The organism is Exiguobacterium acetylicum (assembly GCF_019890935.1).
GTDB classification, from domain to species: Bacteria; Bacillota; Bacilli; order Exiguobacteriales; family Exiguobacteriaceae; genus Exiguobacterium_A; species Exiguobacterium_A abrahamii.
On record NZ_CP082333.1, the window covers coordinates 2,451,604 to 2,469,858 of the forward strand.

At 48.4% G+C, this 18,255-nt stretch carries 22 protein-coding genes and 1 riboswitch; of the genes, 6 read left to right on the forward strand and 16 right to left on the reverse strand.

Annotated features, from left to right (window positions below; translation table 11 throughout):
- Positions 1-97 precede the first annotated feature (97 nt).
- From ptsG (K7G97_RS12730) to K7G97_RS12750, 5 genes are all read right to left on the reverse strand, one after another.
- The gene (gene ptsG, locus K7G97_RS12730; protein WP_223040718.1) at positions 98-2,206 is read right to left on the reverse strand and encodes a glucose-specific PTS transporter subunit IIBC; all 2,109 of its coding nucleotides are present in this window, start codon (positions 2,204-2,206) and stop codon (positions 98-100) included.
- Between the two features lie 129 nt (positions 2,207-2,335).
- Entirely contained in the window at positions 2,336-3,859 is a 1,524-nt protein-coding gene (gene ptsG, locus K7G97_RS12735) for a glucose-specific PTS transporter subunit IIBC (protein WP_029342409.1), read from the reverse strand.
- 217 nt (positions 3,860-4,076) lie between these two features.
- Positions 4,077-4,934 carry a glucose PTS transporter transcription antiterminator GlcT gene (gene glcT, locus K7G97_RS12740; RefSeq protein WP_023469132.1) on the reverse strand — a complete coding sequence of 286 codons (858 nt, stop codon included), beginning with the start codon at positions 4,932-4,934 and terminating at the stop codon, positions 4,077-4,079.
- Between the two features lie 101 nt (positions 4,935-5,035).
- Positions 5,036-5,353 carry a YuiB family protein gene (locus K7G97_RS12745; protein ID WP_023469133.1) on the reverse strand — a complete coding sequence of 106 codons (318 nt, stop codon included), beginning with the start codon at positions 5,351-5,353 and terminating at the stop codon, positions 5,036-5,038.
- An 81-nt stretch (positions 5,354-5,434) separates the two neighbouring features.
- Positions 5,435-6,646 carry an NAD(P)/FAD-dependent oxidoreductase gene (locus tag K7G97_RS12750; RefSeq protein ID WP_023469134.1) on the reverse strand — a complete coding sequence of 404 codons (1,212 nt, stop codon included), beginning with the start codon at positions 6,644-6,646 and terminating at the stop codon, positions 5,435-5,437.
- Positions 6,647-6,889: 243 nt separating this feature from the next.
- On the opposite strand from K7G97_RS12750, the gene K7G97_RS12755 reads away from it, so the two are divergent.
- Positions 6,890-7,888 (forward strand): NAD(P)/FAD-dependent oxidoreductase, encoded by a 999-nt coding sequence (locus K7G97_RS12755; protein ID WP_023469135.1) that lies wholly within the window; start codon positions 6,890-6,892, stop codon positions 7,886-7,888.
- 243 nt (positions 7,889-8,131) lie between these two features.
- Here the strand turns inward: K7G97_RS12755 and K7G97_RS12760 are convergent, their stop codons facing one another.
- The 4 genes from K7G97_RS12760 to K7G97_RS12775 form a co-directional block, all read right to left on the reverse strand.
- Positions 8,132-8,623 carry a GNAT family N-acetyltransferase gene (locus K7G97_RS12760; protein WP_223040719.1) on the reverse strand — a complete coding sequence of 164 codons (492 nt, stop codon included), beginning with the start codon at positions 8,621-8,623 and terminating at the stop codon, positions 8,132-8,134.
- Positions 8,620-9,111, reverse strand: coding sequence for a GNAT family N-acetyltransferase (locus K7G97_RS12765; RefSeq protein ID WP_262415753.1), 492 nt, complete (start codon positions 9,109-9,111; stop codon positions 8,620-8,622). The genes K7G97_RS12760 and K7G97_RS12765 overlap by 4 nt, the downstream gene beginning before the upstream one ends.
- Before the next feature lie 8 nt (positions 9,112-9,119).
- Entirely contained in the window at positions 9,120-9,986 is an 867-nt protein-coding gene (locus K7G97_RS12770; protein ID WP_223040720.1) for an NAD-dependent epimerase/dehydratase family protein, read from the reverse strand.
- 117 nt (positions 9,987-10,103) lie between these two features.
- Positions 10,104-10,454, reverse strand: coding sequence for a HesB/IscA family protein (locus tag K7G97_RS12775; RefSeq protein WP_029342414.1), 351 nt, complete (start codon positions 10,452-10,454; stop codon positions 10,104-10,106).
- A gap of 111 nt (positions 10,455-10,565) precedes the next feature.
- Positions 10,566-10,707: riboswitch (FMN riboswitch) on the forward strand.
- Between the two features lie 155 nt (positions 10,708-10,862).
- Between K7G97_RS12775 and K7G97_RS12780 the strand changes: the two genes are divergently transcribed.
- A complete protein-coding gene (locus tag K7G97_RS12780; protein ID WP_029342415.1) occupies positions 10,863-11,429 on the forward strand; it encodes an ECF transporter S component in 567 nt (188 codons plus the stop codon).
- A 75-nt stretch (positions 11,430-11,504) separates the two neighbouring features.
- Here K7G97_RS12780 and K7G97_RS12785 read toward each other — a convergent pair whose 3' ends face one another.
- Positions 11,505-11,738, reverse strand: a complete 234-nt coding sequence (locus tag K7G97_RS12785; RefSeq protein ID WP_023469141.1) for a YuzB family protein — start codon at positions 11,736-11,738, stop codon at positions 11,505-11,507.
- Between the two features lie 92 nt (positions 11,739-11,830).
- Here K7G97_RS12785 and K7G97_RS12790 point away from each other — a divergent pair, with 92 nt between their 5' ends.
- The gene (locus K7G97_RS12790; protein ID WP_023469142.1) at positions 11,831-12,883 is read left to right on the forward strand and encodes an NAD(P)/FAD-dependent oxidoreductase; all 1,053 of its coding nucleotides are present in this window, start codon (positions 11,831-11,833) and stop codon (positions 12,881-12,883) included.
- Positions 12,884-12,924: 41 nt separating this feature from the next.
- Here K7G97_RS12790 and K7G97_RS12795 read toward each other — a convergent pair whose 3' ends face one another.
- Entirely contained in the window at positions 12,925-13,221 is a 297-nt protein-coding gene (locus K7G97_RS12795; protein WP_223040721.1) for a DUF1462 family protein, read from the reverse strand.
- Between the two features lie 109 nt (positions 13,222-13,330).
- On the opposite strand from K7G97_RS12795, the gene K7G97_RS12800 reads away from it, so the two are divergent.
- Complete coding sequence (locus tag K7G97_RS12800; protein ID WP_012371190.1) at positions 13,331-13,558, forward strand: NifU family protein; 228 nt, start codon at positions 13,331-13,333, stop codon at positions 13,556-13,558.
- Positions 13,559-13,600: 42 nt separating this feature from the next.
- On the opposite strand, the gene K7G97_RS12805 is transcribed toward K7G97_RS12800, so the two are convergent.
- Complete coding sequence (locus tag K7G97_RS12805) at positions 13,601-14,365, reverse strand: TIGR01457 family HAD-type hydrolase (protein WP_023469144.1); 765 nt, start codon at positions 14,363-14,365, stop codon at positions 13,601-13,603.
- Positions 14,366-14,371: 6 nt separating this feature from the next.
- Complete coding sequence (locus K7G97_RS12810; protein ID WP_223040722.1) at positions 14,372-14,815, reverse strand: DUF86 domain-containing protein; 444 nt, start codon at positions 14,813-14,815, stop codon at positions 14,372-14,374.
- A 151-nt stretch (positions 14,816-14,966) separates the two neighbouring features.
- Between K7G97_RS12810 and glpX the strand changes: the two genes are divergently transcribed.
- A complete protein-coding gene (gene glpX / locus K7G97_RS12815; RefSeq protein WP_223040723.1) occupies positions 14,967-15,947 on the forward strand; it encodes a class II fructose-bisphosphatase in 981 nt (326 codons plus the stop codon).
- A gap of 35 nt (positions 15,948-15,982) precedes the next feature.
- Entirely contained in the window at positions 15,983-16,258 is a 276-nt protein-coding gene (locus K7G97_RS12820; RefSeq protein WP_023469147.1) for a DUF3055 domain-containing protein, read from the forward strand.
- 33 nt (positions 16,259-16,291) lie between these two features.
- Here the strand turns inward: K7G97_RS12820 and K7G97_RS12825 are convergent, their stop codons facing one another.
- From K7G97_RS12825 to lipA, 3 genes are all read right to left on the reverse strand, one after another.
- Positions 16,292-16,738: a general stress protein gene (locus K7G97_RS12825; protein ID WP_029342422.1), complete on the reverse strand. Its 447-nt coding sequence runs from the start codon at positions 16,736-16,738 to the stop codon at positions 16,292-16,294.
- A gap of 85 nt (positions 16,739-16,823) precedes the next feature.
- Positions 16,824-17,201 (reverse strand): YutD family protein, encoded by a 378-nt coding sequence (locus K7G97_RS12830; RefSeq protein WP_029342423.1) that lies wholly within the window; start codon positions 17,199-17,201, stop codon positions 16,824-16,826.
- A gap of 94 nt (positions 17,202-17,295) precedes the next feature.
- Positions 17,296-18,195, reverse strand: coding sequence for a lipoyl synthase (gene lipA, locus K7G97_RS12835; protein ID WP_023469150.1), 900 nt, complete (start codon positions 18,193-18,195; stop codon positions 17,296-17,298).
- Positions 18,196-18,255: the final 60 nt, after the last annotated feature.

The following is an 18,255-nucleotide window of genomic DNA, read 5'->3' on the forward strand; positions in this document are numbered from 1 at the left end:
ATCATCATATGTGCAAAATCTCATTATCAAATGTGCTCTACGATCGTTTTACACAAAAAAAGACGGATCGCTCAGGGCGATCCGTCGCTTTTCTTCTTTACTCTACTCGATACGAAATCGCTTCTCCGGCTTCGACCGTCCGTCCGACATCAACGTCGACTTTTCGATCGCCACTGTTCGTGACGATGATCGGCGTCAGTAATGATGGTACGAGTGGTCGTACTTGTTCAAGATCGACATTGAGAAGTGGTGTCCCCGGTTCGACACGATCGCCGGCTTTCGCCAACGCCTCGAATCCTTTTCCTTCGAGTGACACCGTATCAATACCGATGTGGATTAAGATTTCATCTCCATTATCCGCAAGAATACCGATCGCGTGTTTCGTTGGGAAGAACGTCGTGATCTCACCAGAAACCGGAGAGACGACATATCCTTCCGTTGGTTCGATTGCATATCCGTCACCCATCATGCGACCGGAGAAGACTTGGTCCGGTACATCATCGAGAGAACGAATGATACCGCTTAGTGGTGCAACATATCCATCTTCAGGCACGTAAGCCCCGCCACGATCCCCAGCGAGTGGACCGGTATCTGCTGTAGTTCCAGAAGTCCGTGCTTCGTCTCCCGTTGGAACTTGTGGAATTGGATCTGCTTCTGGTGTCTCTTTCGGTTTATAATTTGGATCTTTCATGATATCTGCCATCTCTGTCTTGATCCCGTCGGATTTCGGTCCAAAGATGGCTTGGACGTTATCTCCGACTTCAAGAACACCAGCAGCACCTAGTTCTTTCAAGCGCTCTTTGTTGACGCCTGATTTATCATTGACCGTAATCCGCAGACGCGTGATACAAGCATCTAAGTGTTTAATATTTGATGGACCACCGAATGCTTGTAGAATTTCATACGGTAGATCGCCTGCTTGTGCCGTTGAGGTAGCGGCACCTTCTTTAATCGCTTCGCGTCCCGGAATCTTTAGATCAAACTTCGTGATGACGAAACGGAATCCGAAGTAATAGATGACGGCGAAGACAAGACCGACTGGAATGACGAGCCACCACGAGGTTCGGTTCGGTAGAATCCCGAATAACGTGTAGTCAATCAATCCACCGGAGAACGTCATCCCGATCTTGACGTTCAGTAAATCCATGATCATGAATGAAAGACCAGCAAAGACGGCGTGAACGGCAAACAAGAGTGGTGCAACGAAGACGAAGGAGAACTCGACTGGCTCCGTGATACCAGTCAGGAAAGAAGTCAACGCAGCTGAGAAATAGAGACCTTCGACGGCTTTACGACGATCTTTTGCGACCGTGTGGTACATCGCAAGACAGGCTGCTGGCAGACCGAACATCATGAATGGATATTTCCCGGTCATATATGTCCCTGCCGTAAATGGTACACCGTCCTTCAACTGTGCGAAGAAGATCCGCTGATCCCCATTGATGATCGTTCCGGCTTTATCCGTATATTCACCGAACTGGAACCAGAAACTTGAGTACCAGATATGGTGAAGACCAAACGGAATCAATGAACGTTCGACGAGTCCAAAGATAAAGGCAGACAACGGTTCGTTCGCTTCGATGATTGTTTTCGAGAACGTATTGATACCTGTTCCAATCGGTGGCCAAATGTACGATAAGGCAAACCCGGCGACAAGACTAAACAAGGCAGTTGCAATCGGAACAAAACGTTTCCCTGCGAAGAATCCGAGGAAATCAGGCAGTTTGATTTTAAAGAATTTATTATAACTGTACGCTGCTATCAAACCGGCAATGATCCCTCCGAATACCCCCATTTGCAAGGTCGGTATCCCGAGGACCGTCGCATACGACAAGTCACTCGCTTTCTGTGCTTCCGTGATTTTTTCTGGTGTGATCTGTAAGAAAGAACTGATGACCTTGTTCATGATCAAGAAACCGACGATCGCTGCTAGACCGGCGACCCCTTCCCCATTCGCAAGACCAATCGCGACCCCGACGGCAAACAGTAACCCGAGGTTCGCAAAGATGATATCACCCGCATCCTGCATGACCCGCCAGATGACGACTAGCGAATCGTTCTCGAGGAACGGTAAATATTGCGTCAAGTTCGGGTTTTGAAACGCTGTCCCGAACGCGAGCAATAGCCCCGCTGCCGGCAAAATCGCTACCGGTAACATCAAGGCTTTACCGATCCGCTGTAAGACACCAAACACGTTTTTCCACATGCGTATATTCCCTCCTTTTTTTAAACAAACTACTTAGTTCATACCCTAAAATATTCTAGCGCAAAACGATTCTAAAAGATTTTTCCAAAAAAAATGAGCCCTTCCGCAGAAGGACTCACTCTAAAAACTTTAGACTGTTTTTTCTTGTTTACGTGATGCGATGACGGCTTGGATTTCAGACTTGATGTTGTCTGATTTCGGTCCGTAGATCGCTTGAACGTTGTTACCAACTTCAAGGACACCAGCAGCACCTAATTTTTTCAACTCATCTTTGTTGACTTTCGATTTGTCGAGAACTTCGACACGAAGACGTGTGATACATGCATCCAAGTGTTTGATGTTCGACTCTGAACCGAGTGCATCAAGGATACCTTCAGCGAGTTCAGAACCTTGAGCAGATGAAGTCTCTTGCGCTGCATCTTCACGACCTGGAGTTTTCAGGTTGAACTTGCGGATTGCGAAACGGAATCCAACATAGTAGATGACAGAGAGTGCAAGACCGACGACGATGACGAGCCACCACTGCGTGCGTCCTGGAAGAACACCGAAGAGAAGGAAGTCAATCAAACCACCAGAGAATGTCATACCGATCTTAACGTTCAACAATTGCATCGTCATGAACGAGAGACCTGCGAAGACTGCGTGAACTGCGAACAAGATTGGAGCAACGAACAAGAATGCGAATTCGATTGGCTCTGTGATACCTGTCAAGAATGCTGTAAGTGCTGCTGATCCAAGAAGACCACCAACGACTGCACGGCGCTCAGGACGAGCTTCGTGGTACATAGCAAGAGCTGCTGCTGGAAGACCGAACATCATGAACGGGAATTTACCAGTCATGAATGTACCAGCAGTCAATTCAACGTTATCTTTCAATTGAGCGAAGAAGATCGCTTGGTCACCACGAACGACATCACCTGCTGCATTCGTGTACGAACCGAATTCGAACCAGAATGGTGCATAGAAGATGTGGTGAAGACCGAATGGAATCAACGAACGTTCGATGAGACCGAAGACGAATGCTGCGAGTGTTGGGTTTTTCTCCATCATGAAGTGGGAGAATGTGTTCAATCCGTCCTGTGCGAACGGCCAAACGAATACAAGTACAAGACCTGCGAACAATGAAACGACAGCAGTGACGATTGGAACGAAACGTTTACCAGCAAAGAATCCGAGGAACTGCGGCAATTCGAGATTATGGTACTTCCCGTATGCCCAAGCTGCAATCAGACCGATGATGATACCACCGAATACCCCAGTTTGAAGTGTTGGGATACCGAGTACGTTTGCATACCCTTGACCGTTAGCAACCATTTCTGGTGTAACGCCGAGCCAAACGCTCATTGTTTTGTTCATGATCAAGAATCCGACGATTGCCGCAAGTCCGGCTGCGCCGTCCCCTGCAAGACCAATCGCGACACCGACCGCGAATAAGAGTGCTAAGTTACCGAAGATGATATCCCCGGCTGCTTCCATCAATTTTGCAACCTTGATGATTGCATCATTTTTCAAGAACTCGAGTTTTGACGTCAAGTTCGGATTTTGCATCGCGTTACCGAATCCGAGTAGGATACCGGCAGCTGGCAAAATCGCTACAGGAAGCATCAACGCTTTACCGACACGTTGAAGAACAGCAAAAATCTGTTTGAACATGTGTGTTTCCTCCTTTTCCTGTTAAGAGCGAAGTATGATGAATAATGCCAATGATTGAGACGAAAAAAGTCAGACATCTGACCGATTTTTTACAGAAAAAAATCAGGCACGAGCGGATTGTAGACAATAGACTTATCCCGTTGCATAACGGAAATAAAGCTTCTTGCCCGACATCCCACTCATGCCTGATCGTATCAGTAACACGTAGTCCGTGCGGTCATTTACCTGAATCGTACTGCACTAAGCGTTGCAGATGCATCGTAAGATACGTCGCCTCACCGCGCGGTACCGCTTTCTTCAACTGACGTTCCATGATGGACATCAGCTCCCAAGCAGTATCATAGCATAGCGGATATTCTTCACGCAATAGCTTTTCTACTTTTTCTGGAGCCTCTAGATACTCCCCATTGGAAACCCTTTCAATCGCTGAACGAAGATGCCGAATCAGACGCTTGTAATCAAGCGATTTTCGATCGATTTTAATCTCCAGTCGCTGTTCGATATGACTAGCAATTAAACCGACGAGTTGATGATGGCGGTTAACTTCGAGTACGTCTTTGAAGTTCGTCGCTGAATGAATATGAAGTGCGATGAATCCTGTCTCAGCTGGAGGCAGGTAAAAATTCATCTCGGCACTGATGAACTCGACGATTTCTTCTGCAAGGGCGTACTCTTCCGGATACAAGGCTTCCGTTTCAGCAAGAAACGGATTCGTGACTTCCATTCCTTGTTCCAGTCGCTTGAACGTAAACGTCAAATGATCCGTCAATCCGATATGGATATGTTCGTCGACCTTTTTTCCGAAGCGTGTCTCGATCATCGAGACGATCTCGTTCATCAACGCGATGAAATTCTCATCGAGATGACCGACGAGCGCCTTATATTGATCCTGTTCTTCTTTATCCTTCAACGTGTAGACTTTTTCCAACTTGTCGAGATCTGTCAGTTGATCGCCTGGCTTCCGACCGAAGCCAATCCCTTTCGCGAGGATAATGACTTCCTGATTCGCACCAGTCGAACAAATGACGACATTATTATTCAATACCTTGATAACGTGGTACATTTGTTTATCCATTCGCTCTCAACCCAATCTGCTCTTACACATTTATTTAAAGACATTGTTTTTATTATAACGGTTTTTCAGACACGAAAAAAGCCTACTTACTCAAGTAGACTTTAAAACATTTGGTAACCGCTCTTACGCAAGAAGCGAATCGATAGACCGGCGATGATGATTCCGGCAAGACCAGCCGCGAACATCGTGATATCCGCTGTCTGTAGACCAGCAATTCGGTCTCCGAGATTCGGAATCGCTTCACGAGCATTCGTGAAGTATTCGAGCGTCGATTGGTTGTCGATCATCATGATGATGATGACCGGATAGAGTACGAGCATCACCCATGTACTCCGCAACAACATGTTTAAGATGAATCCGATACTAAAGAACATGACGAGATAAAGGACACTCCCGATCACGGCTTGAATGATATGCATACTGTTCCCCCTTTGAATCTCTTCTAGTATAACCGACAAAAAAGGCAAATGCACGAGTGTACATTTGCCTAAAACGTGAACTTAGAACTTCCCTTTTTTGATCGCAAGACCAAGTTTTTTCAGTTCGAAGAAGTGTTTGTTGTCGATGACTTTTTTCATGAACGATGCGTTACGACCGTAGATCTTCTTACCGAAGACCATGCCGATGCCGTCTTTGTGACCAAGTGAAGCGACCGTTCCTTTGTTCTCGTACGTGAATGTCGATGTTTGACGACCCGCGATGAGTGCTGCGATGTTCTCAGCGACTTTGTGTGCTTGTTGTGTCGCGATTTGTGCAGTCGGTGGGTACGGACGGTTCGAACTAGGATCCATGACTGCTGAACAGTCACCGATCATGAAGACATTGTCGTGTCCTGGAACACGGAGATCTTCTTCAACGACGACACGGTTACGCATCGCTTCGAAACCAGATGCTGCAACGACTGGGTTCCCGCTGACGCCACCTGTCCAGATGATCGTGCTTGCTTCGATCGTCTCAGTCGTGTCACCTTGAAGCGGACCGAACGTGACGCTTCCTGGTCCACATTCCTTGATGCCGTTACCGAGTTTGAACTCGACGCCTTGGCGCTCAAGCCATTTGTGTGCGTAGTTGACGAGATCAGCATCGAATCCTGGAAGGACTGTTGGCGCTGCCTCGATGTTGACGACACGAACGAGTTCGCGTGGGATGTCATATTGTTTGCACAGTTCTGGAATACGGTTGACGAGCTCACCCATGAACTCGATTCCTGTGAATCCAGCACCACCAACAACGATCGTCAAGAGTGAACGATCTTGTGATCCTGTTGTTTTGTACTGTGCGAATGAGTAATCGATATGTTCCTTGATTTTACGGACGCTGTTCAACGAGCTGATCGTCAGCGCGTGTTCCTTCAATCCTTTGATACCGAATGTTTCAGGAACGCCACCGAGAGCAACGACGACGTAATCGTAAGGAACTGTTCCGCCATCTTGTAAAAGAACCGTTTTAGCAGCCGTGTCGACTTTCTCGACGATACCTTTGACAAGTTTGACGCGTGACGGGTTGATGACATCATTGATGTAGATGCGCGCTTGCTCCGCAGACATCGTACCTGCAGCTGGTTCATGCAACCAAGTTGTTTGGTAATGATAGTCGTGTTTGTTAATCAACGTGATGTTCGCTTGATCGACGCCGAGTTTCTTTTGAAGGTTGACTGCTGTGATCAATCCACCGTAGCCCGCTCCAAGAATAACAATGTTAGGTGTGTTCATGTTCTGATACTCCTTACGAATCGTAGTTTTGTTGTGATTTTCTTCACATTCAATTACAGACGAATGCTCAAAAATTTTGTTCAAATAATGTTCACATGTCTATAAGCCTATTGAAACACTTTTCAGGAATGATTGCAAAAGAAAAATGTAATTTCCCTTAAAAAAATGTGAGATGTCCCGTACTTGCACCTTCACCCCCTACTTCCTATATAATGGACCTATCCAACGCTAGGAGGGAATCAGATGCACCAACCATATGATGTCACGATCATCGGCGGCGGTCCGGTCGGACTGTTCACCGCGTTTTATTCAGGAATGCGCCAGATGAAGACGAAGGTCATCGAGAGTCTACCTCAATTAGGTGGTCAACTCGCTACGCTTTATCCTGAAAAATATATATACGATATTGCCGGTTTTCCGAAAGTAAAAGCACAGGAACTGGTCGATCGGTTGCTTGAACAAGCAAATGAATTCGATCCGACATACGTGCTCGGTGAGACCGTCATCGCTTATGAACGGATGGATGACGGAATCATCCGCCTCGTCACGAACAAAGGCGAGCATTATACGAAGACCGTCATCTTGACGGCAGGAAACGGCTCGTTCGCTGCGCGTCCACTCGGAGTGGCGGATGCAGAACGCTTCGAAGAAACGAACTTACACTATTTCGTCAACGACATGGAACGTTTCAAGGATCGCCAAGTCGTCTTACTGGGTGGCGGTGACTCAGCAGTTGACTGGTCATTGATGCTTGAGCCGATCGCAAAATCCGTCACGCTCGTCCACCGTCGTGATAAGTTCCGTGCCCATGAACATTCGGTCGAATTGTTACACGATTCGTCCGTCAACGTCATGACGCCGTATACACTTGAATCGGTTACAGGTGAGACGCACATCGAGACGCTGACGTTCAAACATGCTGAAAGTGGTGAAGTCGTCGTCGTCGCTGCTGACGATGTCGTCTGTAACTTCGGTTTCGTCTCGTCACTCGGACCGCTCAAAGAATGGGAAGTCGAATTCGAACGCAATTCGATTCGTGTCAATTCGAAGATGGAGACTGCGATTCCGGGCGTCTTCGCTTGTGGTGATATCGCGACTTACGAAGGACGCGTCAAACTAATCGCAACGGGCTTCGGTGAAGCACCGATCGCCGTTAACCAAGCGAAACTTCTCGTTGATCCATCTGCTCGTCACCCGCAACACTCGACGAGTCTGTTCGAAAAAGTAACGAATCATTCTTGAGATAACTGAATGGCTGTAAACAAATAAGAGGTCGAATTCCGGATAACATACCGGAGTCCGACCTCTTATTTAGATGGAATCACATATAGGACATGACCAAACATTTTCGACTCCTACAGGAAAAAGGAAGCACGATGTGTGCTTCCGTCAGGGATAGGTAAGACCCGACAGATCACATGGAATGGGAACTGGCGCGGCTTATATCCCGCCTGAGGAAAGCGAAGATGTTGAAAACGTCCGATTTCATACGGATGATCTTTTAACAGGTATCCGGTAAACCCGTTGCACGAGTTCGACCCCACCTCGCTCAATCATCGATTCTTCGAAGATCTGACCACCGAATCGCTCGTAAAACTGACACGCTGGATTATCCCGCAAGACAGAAACCTGCATCGTCTCATATTCCGCTAAGTCCTCAGCGATGCGTTGAAACAACGCTTTTCCGAGTCCTTGTCCTTGCGACGCTTGCAAGACATAAATCGCATACAGCTCCCCTTCACGCGCATCACTTCGATTCGCTCCACCTTGCGCAAAGCCAACGACTTCTTCTCCTGACACGGCAACATAGACGCGCTGATCAATTAACGTCTGTCCCCATTGTTTCGTCCGTTTTTCGTGCGATAACTGCACTAAATAAGTGTCCGGAATAATACCTTGATACGTCTCGCGCCAGGCATCAATATGAACGCGGGCGATGGCTGACGCATCTTCAAGACGTGCTTCACGAATCCTCATAACGGGATGATGAAGCGACGTGTCTCGCGTCCATTACGAACAGTCGGCTCAATTTCTCGTCCGCCGTTCGCCAAGATGACACGGCGAGATGCTAGATTATCAACGCCACACGTCAATAGCACTTGATCGAGTCCACGTTGCCGTGCTTCTTCTAGCGCTAAACGGAGCCCGGTCGTCGCATATCCTTTCTGACGCTCGGATGGTCGGATGCCGTATCCGATGTGTCCGCCGTACAACTTCAAGTTCTCCGTCAAGTCATGCCGGAAGTTCAGCGCACCGACGATTCGTTGCCCGTCGACCATCCAGTACGTCGAATGGGTGACAAGACCCGGTCTGACTGTTGTCTCCATTTCCTTCAGTTCCGCAAAATAAGCGCCCAGTGGTTCATATGTGTCTCCGACTGCTTCCGGCACGATCGTTTCGCCCGACTCTCGCCAGTCTTCTAAAAAGGCGCGGTATTCTGTCTCCCATGCGAGGGTTGGTTTCATCAACTGCATCATTGGTGATTGCGCACCTCCTCTTCAATCAAGCGATCGAGCCAGTCATCGATGTGCTGGAACAGAAAGCCCGCTTGTTTTGCGGCTGTCGTATCCATATAAAAATCACGTTCCGGCGCAAGAGGTGATTCATCCTCTCCTTTTGCGACGAGTTGGCTCGTCGTTCCCGCAACGCGGTCGATTTTATCCATCAGGTCTTGAATCGATAAGACACCGTCACTCGCAGCGTTGATCGGTCCTGTCAGTTCCGAGCGACCACACCACTCCAGAAAGGCAGCGGCTTCGTAACTGGAGATATACCCCATCTTCGCGTATGTGTTTTCGGCAACGATCGGACGCCCGTCAAGCGCCCGTTTGATATGAAAGACGAGTCGCTCCGTATAGTCATCTGGTCCGAGGACGACCGGAAAACGGACCGCAACGACTGGGAACGTCGCCCGTTGGAAGAAATAACTCTCCGCTTGGCGTTTCCCTTCGCCATATCCATGTTCCTTCTCGAGATCATATTTCCCGGGAAACGGATTATATGCACGCTCGGTGATGTTCGCACCACCGCCTTCATAGACAGACATCGTAGACGTCAACACGTAGCGTCCGACTTTCCCTTCAAACGCGTCGATCGCAAGTTTGGCTTGATACGGCGTGAAGCAAATATTGTCATAGATGACATCCCAGTGCTGCTGGCTTAAGTCCTTCATCGTACTACTTGACGTCCGGTCCCCTTTGAAGAATGTCAAGCCCTTCGCGACTGGTGGCGTATGCTCACCGCGTGTGACGATCGTCACATCATCCCCCGAATCGGCTAAGCGAATCGCAAGCCGGCGTCCGAAATAGCGCGTTCCCCCGAAGATCAATACTTTTCTCATCCTGAAGCCCTCCCTGTTCGTAGTAGCATTCACTCTCTTAATATTTCGAGTCAATGGAACAGGTCTCCTGTATACGGACAATAAAAAAATCGTGGACGATGTCCACGATTGGATTCATTAACAGCCACCCGGTGTCCCGGCATTCGTTGCCGTCCGGAACGAAGTCCCGCAACCGCATGTTGCGATGGCATTCGGATTCGTGATCGTGAATCCGCCGCCGAGCATCGACTGTTTATAATCGATTTCCAGTCCTTTGACGACCGGGTAATCTTTTTCGTCCACGATGACGGTCACGCCGTGCTGTTCGAAAACGAGATCCGTTTCTTTCTGTTGGTCGAATCCCATTCCGTACGACAGACCACTACATCCACCACCTTGGACGAGCATCCGAAGATTCCGTTCATCTGCTGGTGCCTGCGCCATCATGTCCTGGACTTGTAGCGCTGCTGCCTCCGTTAAATGGATCATGTCATCACCTTCCTTTTCTTTAGTATACGCAACTTCTGAGCGAATCGAAACCTAGTTGCTTGAAACTATCTTGAATTCGTTGTATAAATGGTATGTACAATAAAATAATCGTTCCATCTTCAGGGCAGGGTGAAATTCCCGACCGGCGGTAAACAACTCATATGAGTTGAAGCCCGCGAGCGAATAGGGCGCTATTTGCTGATTCTGTGTAATTCAGGAGCCGACAGTATAGTCTGGATGGGAGAAGATGGCGGCATGAGTTTGAATTTGATCGATTTTTGCAATAATCGATTAGGTTTATTTAATGCGGACTTCTCCCCTGTTGATCTCATCAATAGGGGTTTCTTTATGGACGCAGTCATGCCAATACTTCATCGAGAGGAACGAGCAAAAGGAGACAATACTCGTATGAAACGCACACAAAAAATGGTCACTCTGTCAATGTTAGGTTCAATCTCATTTGTTCTTATGCTTATCAATTTCCCACTACCGTTCTTACCGAACTATCTGAAGATCGACTTCAGTGATGTTCCTGCTCTCGTCGCAGCGATCATGTTCTCACCGGTCGCAGGTGTCATCGTCGAAGCATTGAAGAACGTGTTATACTACATCTTCCGCGGAAGTGGTGTTCCGGTCGGAGAATTCGCGAACTTTGCTGCTGGCGTCGCATTCGTGCTTCCTGTCAGCTGGTTCTACCATAAAAAGAAATCAACACAAGGTCTCGCAACTGGTCTCGTCGCTGGTACGATCACGATGGCACTCGGTCTTGCGATTCTCAACTATATCTTGATCCTTCCAGCGTATGCATGGTTCCTCGGTATGGACTACATGGCGGATCCAGCTGTCAAATGGACAGCGATCACAGCTGGTATCTTACCGTTTAACGTCATCAAGGCGTTGTTCATCTCGGCACTCTTCATTCCGTTGTTCTTGAAACTACGACCATGGATGATGCGCCGTCAACAATCTGCCTGATCCGAAAAGCTGCGCCCGCTGACGGACACGAATCCCCTCGTTCAGACGAACGAGGGGATTTTTTGCTGTCTTTGTTCACAGCTCGTTTTCTTCGATTTTTAGGTAAATCTTCTCGAGTAACTCTTCCGGTGTTTCGCCTACGACGGTCTCACCATCAACGAGACAAAAATGATCAAGCGAACAAATGCCGCAATAGCCGAGGCAACCGTATTCGACGACATCGACGTTCGGGTCACGTTCGAGTTGCTCCATGACGACTTGTGTACCCGCCGCTAAGTTACTGATACAAAATTCAATAATCGGATTCACTTTTTTTCCTCCTTCAAGCAGGAAACGACCTGCCTCATGTCGTATTATACAAGGTCAGACTGATTTAGGGGAACTAAGGGGGATTTTACGTTATGAAGCAATTGGTCGTACTCGGCGGAGGATATGGTGGAATGCGGATTTGTGAGCGGTTCAAGGACGAGGAAGTTGCCGTCACGCTCGTCGACCGTCTACCATACCACGCACTCAAAACGGAATATTACGCACTCGCAGCAGGTACATTATCAGATCGGGATGTCCGGATTGAATTTCCGGAGGGGAAACATCTTACTTATAAATATGGACATGTCATTAAAATCTCACCAGAGACGAATACGGTCCACCTGCAGGACGGATCAGAATTATTCTATGATGACTTGATCATCGCTCTCGGTTGTGAGGATAAATACCACAACATTCCGGGTGCTCAAGAGTTTACATACAGCATCCAGACACTTGAAGAATCGCGTAAGACACAGCAAGCGATCTGCGGTCTGTCACCGGGATCCGTCGTCTCAATCGTTGGTGCTGGTCTATCTGGTGTCGAACTCGCCAGTGAACTGCACGAGAGCCGGAAGGATTTAACGATTCGTTTGTTCGACCGCGGTCCATCCGTCTTGTCGTTCTTATCCGACAAAGTCTCGTCTTACGTCCAGGAATGGTTCGAGGAGCATGACGTGGAAGTCATCAACAATTCGAACGTCACGCTCGTCACAGCGGACGACGTGCGTAACGGCGACGATACGTATCCGTCCGACTTAACGATTTGGACGGCAGGTACGCAACCGGTCAAGGTCGTTCGTGATCTCGGCTTTGCTGCAGACAGTGGCGGTCGGATCAAATTGACGGCACATCACCATGTACCAGAATACGATAACGTATTCGTCATCGGCGATTGTGCCAGCTTGCCGTATGCACCAAGCGGTCAACTCGCAGAACATCAGGCAGAACAAGTCGTCGATGTCTTGCAAGCGAAATGGCAAGGGAAAAAATTGCCGAAACTGCCAGAAATCAAACTGCGCGGGATGCTCGGATCGCTTGGGAAATCAGATGGTTTCGGGATCGTCATGGGCAAGCAAGCGCTGACGGGGAAAGTCCCACGTCTCTTGAAGTCCGGTGTCTTATGGAAACACAAAAAGATTAAATGAGCAAAAGAGGTGTCCCGATCTTTGGGATACCTCTTCTTCGTTCACCCCGTCTGACTTAACTTCGCATCAATCGCTTCCGTAATCGTCTTCAATTTGACGTACCCCTCGTCAATCATCTCATCATCAAGCACGATCAGTGGATAAAAATAGACATCCTCTTTTAGCGCTTCCGTCCATTGATCCGCTGTTGCTGTCTCGAAATCGACATAGCGTAGCGTCATCGCTTGCTCATATTTCCGTCCGAGGACAGCTTGTAGCCAACTGAACGTCTCTTCCGAGCTGGGTGCCCCGACACAACTCGGACAAGTGACCGCTGTTCCATAAACCGTGATTTCCATCTTGAAGTCCCCCTTTTCAATTCTCTCCTCTTTAGTATACAAGTTTTCCAGATTGAGAACATTTTTCAACCCTGTTACAATGAAACTATACGAAAGGATGTGTTTACGCATGGAAATGTTTGATCAAGTGAATGAAGTTCTTGAAAAATTGCGTCCGTTCCTTCTTCGTGATGGAGGAGACGTTGAACTCGTAGATGTAGAAGACGGAATCGTAAAACTCCGTTTGATGGGAGCTTGTGGTAGCTGCCCAAGTTCAACGATCACATTGAAGGCCGGTATCGAACGTGCCCTTCTTGAAGAAGTCGCTGGCGTCGTTGAAGTCGAACAAGTCTTCTAATACATGAAATCCCGAACGAATTCTCGTTCGGGATTTTTTGATTCATAGAATCCATTCGGCTAACGTATCGACCATGTATGTCGGTTGACGATCCTGACCTTGAATGAAGACGGGTGTGTGGACGCCAGAATTGACGTGCATTGTCCGGATGCCTCCATTGATTCCGAATAGGATATCCGTATGGTAGTTATCCCCGACCATGATGACGTCTTCTTTTGACAGACCAATCATCTCCGTTGCGATATCGACCATGACCGGTTCCGGTTTGCCGATGAAGAACGGTTCCTTCTCCGTCGTCACGCGCAGGACGGACGTCAAGGCACCGTTTCCTGGTAAGAATCCACGTTCTGTCGGAATGGCGATGTCTCCGTTCGTCGAGATGAAACGAGCACCGGCACGAATCGCGAGGGCTCCGACAGCGAGTTTTTCATATGTGATCTGACGGTCAAGACCGATGACGACGTAGTCTGCCGCTTCTGTTGCGACGACGTCTAACCCTTCCCGTTCAAGCGCATCAATCAGTCCTGTTTCTCCGATCGCATAGACGCGTGCTTTCGGTGATAGATCAGCGATATAACGACCAGTCGCCATCGCACTCGTCAAGACGTGTTTCGCATCGGAATGAACACCCATCCCGCGTAATTTCTCCGCCACGGCTTCTGCCGTCATCGACGCATTATTCGTCACGAACAAATACGGAATGCCTTCTGCTTGCAGACGATTGACGAAATCGACCGCTTCTTTTACCGGTTCCGTTCCGTTATACATCGTTCCATCTAAATCAAATAAATAGCCTTTTGCCTTCATCCTGACTCACTCCTCGTTTGGTAAAAATGCAGACACCGGTCCGAGTTCTGTCTCGATATACCGGCGAATCGCTTCCGGGAAACGACATAGTTCTGCTTCCTCTGTCTCAAGTACCGCCCGAATCTCCGCCATACTCGACTGTGTGAATGACCGGACGATCAACGTACGTAACGCAACGAGCTTCTTCAGACTCGTCGCGAGCGGTCCATCGATGACCTTCTCATCTTCTAATATGAGAATGATATCTTCATAACTTCCCGGATCCCGCATGATGAATCCATCAATCATACTGTTTCCGATGTCGATGACACTCTCGATGACTAAAAAACCGATCCGCTCCATAGCCAGTGCCGTCGTCACCGGATCCCCCGTAACTTCCTTACTTTGTCGAAGTGCCGTCTCATAACAGACGACCGTCTCTTCGATTTTTTGACGATTGACGAAATACATCTTCATTCCCCCTCACATCCTCCATTTTATCGTTATCCGGCAATCCTGAAAAGCAGAAAGGTCATTTGCATCACATTCCCCAATGTGTTATCCTCAATTTAGATTTTTGCTGAAAATAGTATGTCACATTGGTGACGTGGAGGTTATATACATGGAACGGGAACTCGCACTGGAAATCGTACGCGCTACGGAAGCAGCAGCATTAGCTTCTGCTCAATGGATTGGTCGCGGTAAGAAAAATGAAGCGGATGATGCAGCAACGACTGCGATGCGCGAAGTCTTGAACACGGTCAACATGAACGGAACGGTCGTCATCGGTGAAGGTGAGCTCGACGAAGCACCAATGCTCTTCATCGGCGAACGTGTCGGAACAGCAAACGGTCCAATCGTTGACATCGCCGTCGACCCGCTCGAAGGTACGAATATCGTCGCCAAAGGTCTCGGTAATGCGATGGTCGTCATCGCCGTCGCCGATGAAGGTGCCCTGCTCCACGCACCGGATATGTATATGGATAAATTAACAGTTGGACCGAACTTGAAGGGGCACGTCTCGCTCGACGATCCACTTGAAGTCATCATTGAAAAAGCAGCTCAATACAACAATAAACGGATTGAGGATGTCACGGTCATCATGCAGGACCGCCCACGTCACGATCACTTCCGCGAGGCCGCGATGCGGATGGGCGCACGGGTTCGTCTGTTTGAAGACGGCGACGTTTCGGCTGGAATCGCACCACTCTCTCCTGCGACAGGAATCGATATCTTCATCGGAACAGGCGGTGCTCCTGAAGGTGTCATCACGGCTGCTGCCGTTAAAGCGATGGGAGGCGACATGCAGGCACGCTTACATCCGATGAACGAGGAAGAAACTGCTCGTGTCATCCGGATGGGACTTGAAAATCCGCTTCAACTCTTGACGCTTGATGACCTTATCAAAAGCGACGACTGTATCTTTGCTGCGACCGGCGTCACGACGGGCGAAATGCTCGATGGCGTTAAGTTCTTGACGGATGATATCGTTGAGACGACATCCCTCGTCATGCGTTCAAAGACACGGACGATTCGAAAAGTCATCGCCGAGCATAGCTTATCGCGTAAACCATACTTGCAAAAAGTCCCCCAAACCCTTTAATCTGAAACAGATGTTAGGGAAATGAGGGAAGCTGAATGATGGAAGAACGTGATTTTTTATATGATGATGTCGAACAAACGAAGACACGCTTCGTCAGTTGGATTGGAGAAGCCAGTCGGTTTGATCTCGCCATCACCCACTCGGAGCATTTTTACGGTAAGATTCTCGTCTTGAATCTCTTATCGAATCGCTATGCGATCATCGGTGCGGACGATTTTGATGAACCTGGCTACATCGCGACGGCGTTTGACGTCGAAGACGATGCGGCAACGGAACTCGAGATGTATCTGCGTGCTTATATCGGTCTATGAAAAAAGCCTTCGTCCGCGGACGAAGGCTTTTTCTTATAAGAGACGATCGTTTCGTTCATTTAGTGTGTTCGGTCCGCTGAAGACGTTCGTATTGTCTGACTCGTCATGGGCACGGCGTTCTGAATGCTGATCCGCTTCATCACCGACGAGTAATACGAATTGACCACTTTCGACCGCATGATTCGCACGATCAACGTCTTCCTTCGTCAAGCCACTTCCGTGGATAGCGTCGCCATGAGAAGCTGTGTCATCCTTTTTGAAGATACTTTTGATTTCCTGCCAGAGATTGCGATGATCTTCCTGCGACAGACGCGTAGATGTCTGTTGGTTGTTCAAATCCGCCAATTCCTCGATTTGTTCGAGATCGTATTTATCGTGTGCTAAGACTTTTAAATCAGTCGAAACGACACCGGCAACACGGAGATCGTGCACGGCACTGACGACTTCTGGTACGGATGAGTAAATTCCAACGATTCGCATGGATGGTTCCCCCTATAGGTACATGATACTTATAGTAATAGCCGAATTCTGTCCACTAGAAACGCTTTTCTGTATGACAGTTTGATTACTCGCCTTCCGTCTTCTCTGGTGCAGGTGCGAACTTCCGTTTCAACTTCAACGTATTGGATGAAGAACCGTCGAAGCGAGGTGGTGCTTCTTCTCCTTCTACCAATCCGATCTTCTTGACGATGAAGTAGGCACATCCGAAGTTACAGTATTCGTAGAGATAATCTGCCACATGCGAAATCTTCGTATCAAATGTTGCTTTCTCGTGTTGATCCTCATAGAAGCCACGTAGCCGTAATTGACCGTGCCCCCAGTCCCCCACGATATAATCATATTTCTCAAGGACATCGCTAAAACGACCGATGAAGGCTTCCTCATTAAAACCTTCGCGCTTCTCTTCGACGACCTCATAACGTTCCCGATTGACTTGTATCATTATTCCCACCTCCTGCTGTTCTTATCATAGCATATTCCATTTCGCCTGGCAGACGAAAAACCGTCCGAGCAACTGCTCGAACGGTTTTTGATCATTAGTCGATCGGAAGTGCTGTTTTATTCTTTTTCGCTGCGTTGACTTGCTCATCCGCGTGATACGACGAACGAACGAGTGGACCTGCCTCACAGTGCGAGAATCCTTTGCTGAGGGCGATTTGCTTCAGTTCAGCGAACTCTTGTGGTGTATAGTATTTGATGACGTCGAGGTGTTTTTTCGTCGGTTGGAGATACTGACCGATCGTCATGATGTCGACGTTATTTGCGCGAAGATCATCCATCGTTTCAAGAATCTCTTCCCATGTCTCACCAAGACCAAGCATCAAGCTCGACTTCGTTGGAATTTCAGGTGCGAGTTCCTTCGAACGACGAAGGAATTCAAGCGTCCGGTCGTAAGTGGCTTTCGCACGAACGGTCGGTGTCAGACGGCGGACCGTCTCGATATTGTGGTTCATGATGTCTGGCTGTGCATCAATCAGCGTTTTCAACGCTTCAAAGTTCCCACCCATATCTGAAGGCAAGACTTCGATTGATGTCTCTGGGTTCATCCGACGCACTTCACGGACGGTTTCAGCGTAAACGCCTGCTCCGAAATCATTCAGATCGTCACGGGCAACCGCTGTGATGACCGCGTGCTTCAGGTTCATCAAACGAACGGATTCCGCGACACGTTTTGGTTCTTCGAGATCGAGTTCGTTTGGACGTCCTGTCGTCACGGCGCAAAAACGGCACGCACGTGTACAGATACTTCCGAGAATCATGAACGTCGCCGTCCGGCGTACCGCCCAACACTCGTGGATATTCGGACACTTTGCTTCCTCACAGACAGTATGTAGCTTTTTCTCGCGCATCATACTTTTTAATTCTGTGTAGGTTTCATTCGTATTCAGCTTGATTTTCAACCATTCCGGTTTACGTTGGATTTCTCCGCGTCCCATGGTTTCGCTTCCCCCTTCATCCCCAAAAAGTCAATTAATGTCTGCTTTAGTATAACAAAC

Bases quoted from the DNA above. Each gene is read 5' to 3' on its own strand.
- ptsG (WP_029342409.1), bottom strand. From the start codon at position 3,859: ATGTTCAAACAGATTTTTGCTGTTCTTCAACGTGTCGGTAAAGCGTTG.
- K7G97_RS12825 (WP_029342422.1), bottom strand. From the start codon at position 16,738: ATGCGAATCGTTGGAATTTACTCATCCGTACCAGAAGTCGTCAGTGCC.
- K7G97_RS12765 (WP_262415753.1), bottom strand. From the start codon at position 9,111: ATGAAACCAACCCTCGCATGGGAGACAGAATACCGCGCCTTTTTAGAA.
- K7G97_RS12775 (WP_029342414.1), bottom strand. From the start codon at position 10,454: ATGATCCATTTAACGGAGGCAGCAGCGCTACAAGTCCAGGACATGATG.
- lipA (WP_023469150.1), bottom strand. From the start codon at position 18,195: ATGGGACGCGGAGAAATCCAACGTAAACCGGAATGGTTGAAAATCAAG.
- glpX (WP_223040723.1), top strand. From the start codon at position 14,967: ATGGAACGGGAACTCGCACTGGAAATCGTACGCGCTACGGAAGCAGCA.
- K7G97_RS12780 (WP_029342415.1), top strand. From the start codon at position 10,863: ATGAAACGCACACAAAAAATGGTCACTCTGTCAATGTTAGGTTCAATC.
- glcT (WP_023469132.1), bottom strand. From the start codon at position 4,934: ATGGATAAACAAATGTACCACGTTATCAAGGTATTGAATAATAATGTC.
- K7G97_RS12795 (WP_223040721.1), bottom strand. From the start codon at position 13,221: ATGGAAATCACGGTTTATGGAACAGCGGTCACTTGTCCGAGTTGTGTC.
- K7G97_RS12755 (WP_023469135.1), top strand. From the start codon at position 6,890: ATGCACCAACCATATGATGTCACGATCATCGGCGGCGGTCCGGTCGGA.
- K7G97_RS12760 (WP_223040719.1), bottom strand. From the start codon at position 8,623: ATGAGGATTCGTGAAGCACGTCTTGAAGATGCGTCAGCCATCGCCCGC.
- K7G97_RS12790 (WP_023469142.1), top strand. From the start codon at position 11,831: ATGAAGCAATTGGTCGTACTCGGCGGAGGATATGGTGGAATGCGGATT.
- K7G97_RS12805 (WP_023469144.1), bottom strand. From the start codon at position 14,365: ATGAAGGCAAAAGGCTATTTATTTGATTTAGATGGAACGATGTATAAC.
- K7G97_RS12800 (WP_012371190.1), top strand. From the start codon at position 13,331: ATGGAAATGTTTGATCAAGTGAATGAAGTTCTTGAAAAATTGCGTCCG.
- ptsG (WP_223040718.1), bottom strand. From the start codon at position 2,206: ATGTGGAAAAACGTGTTTGGTGTCTTACAGCGGATCGGTAAAGCCTTG.
- K7G97_RS12745 (WP_023469133.1), bottom strand. From the start codon at position 5,353: ATGCATATCATTCAAGCCGTGATCGGGAGTGTCCTTTATCTCGTCATG.
- K7G97_RS12750 (WP_023469134.1), bottom strand. From the start codon at position 6,646: ATGAACACACCTAACATTGTTATTCTTGGAGCGGGCTACGGTGGATTG.
- K7G97_RS12830 (WP_029342423.1), bottom strand. From the start codon at position 17,201: ATGATACAAGTCAATCGGGAACGTTATGAGGTCGTCGAAGAGAAGCGC.
- K7G97_RS12770 (WP_223040720.1), bottom strand. From the start codon at position 9,986: ATGAGAAAAGTATTGATCTTCGGGGGAACGCGCTATTTCGGACGCCGG.
- K7G97_RS12810 (WP_223040722.1), bottom strand. From the start codon at position 14,815: ATGTATTTCGTCAATCGTCAAAAAATCGAAGAGACGGTCGTCTGTTAT.
- K7G97_RS12820 (WP_023469147.1), top strand. From the start codon at position 15,983: ATGATGGAAGAACGTGATTTTTTATATGATGATGTCGAACAAACGAAG.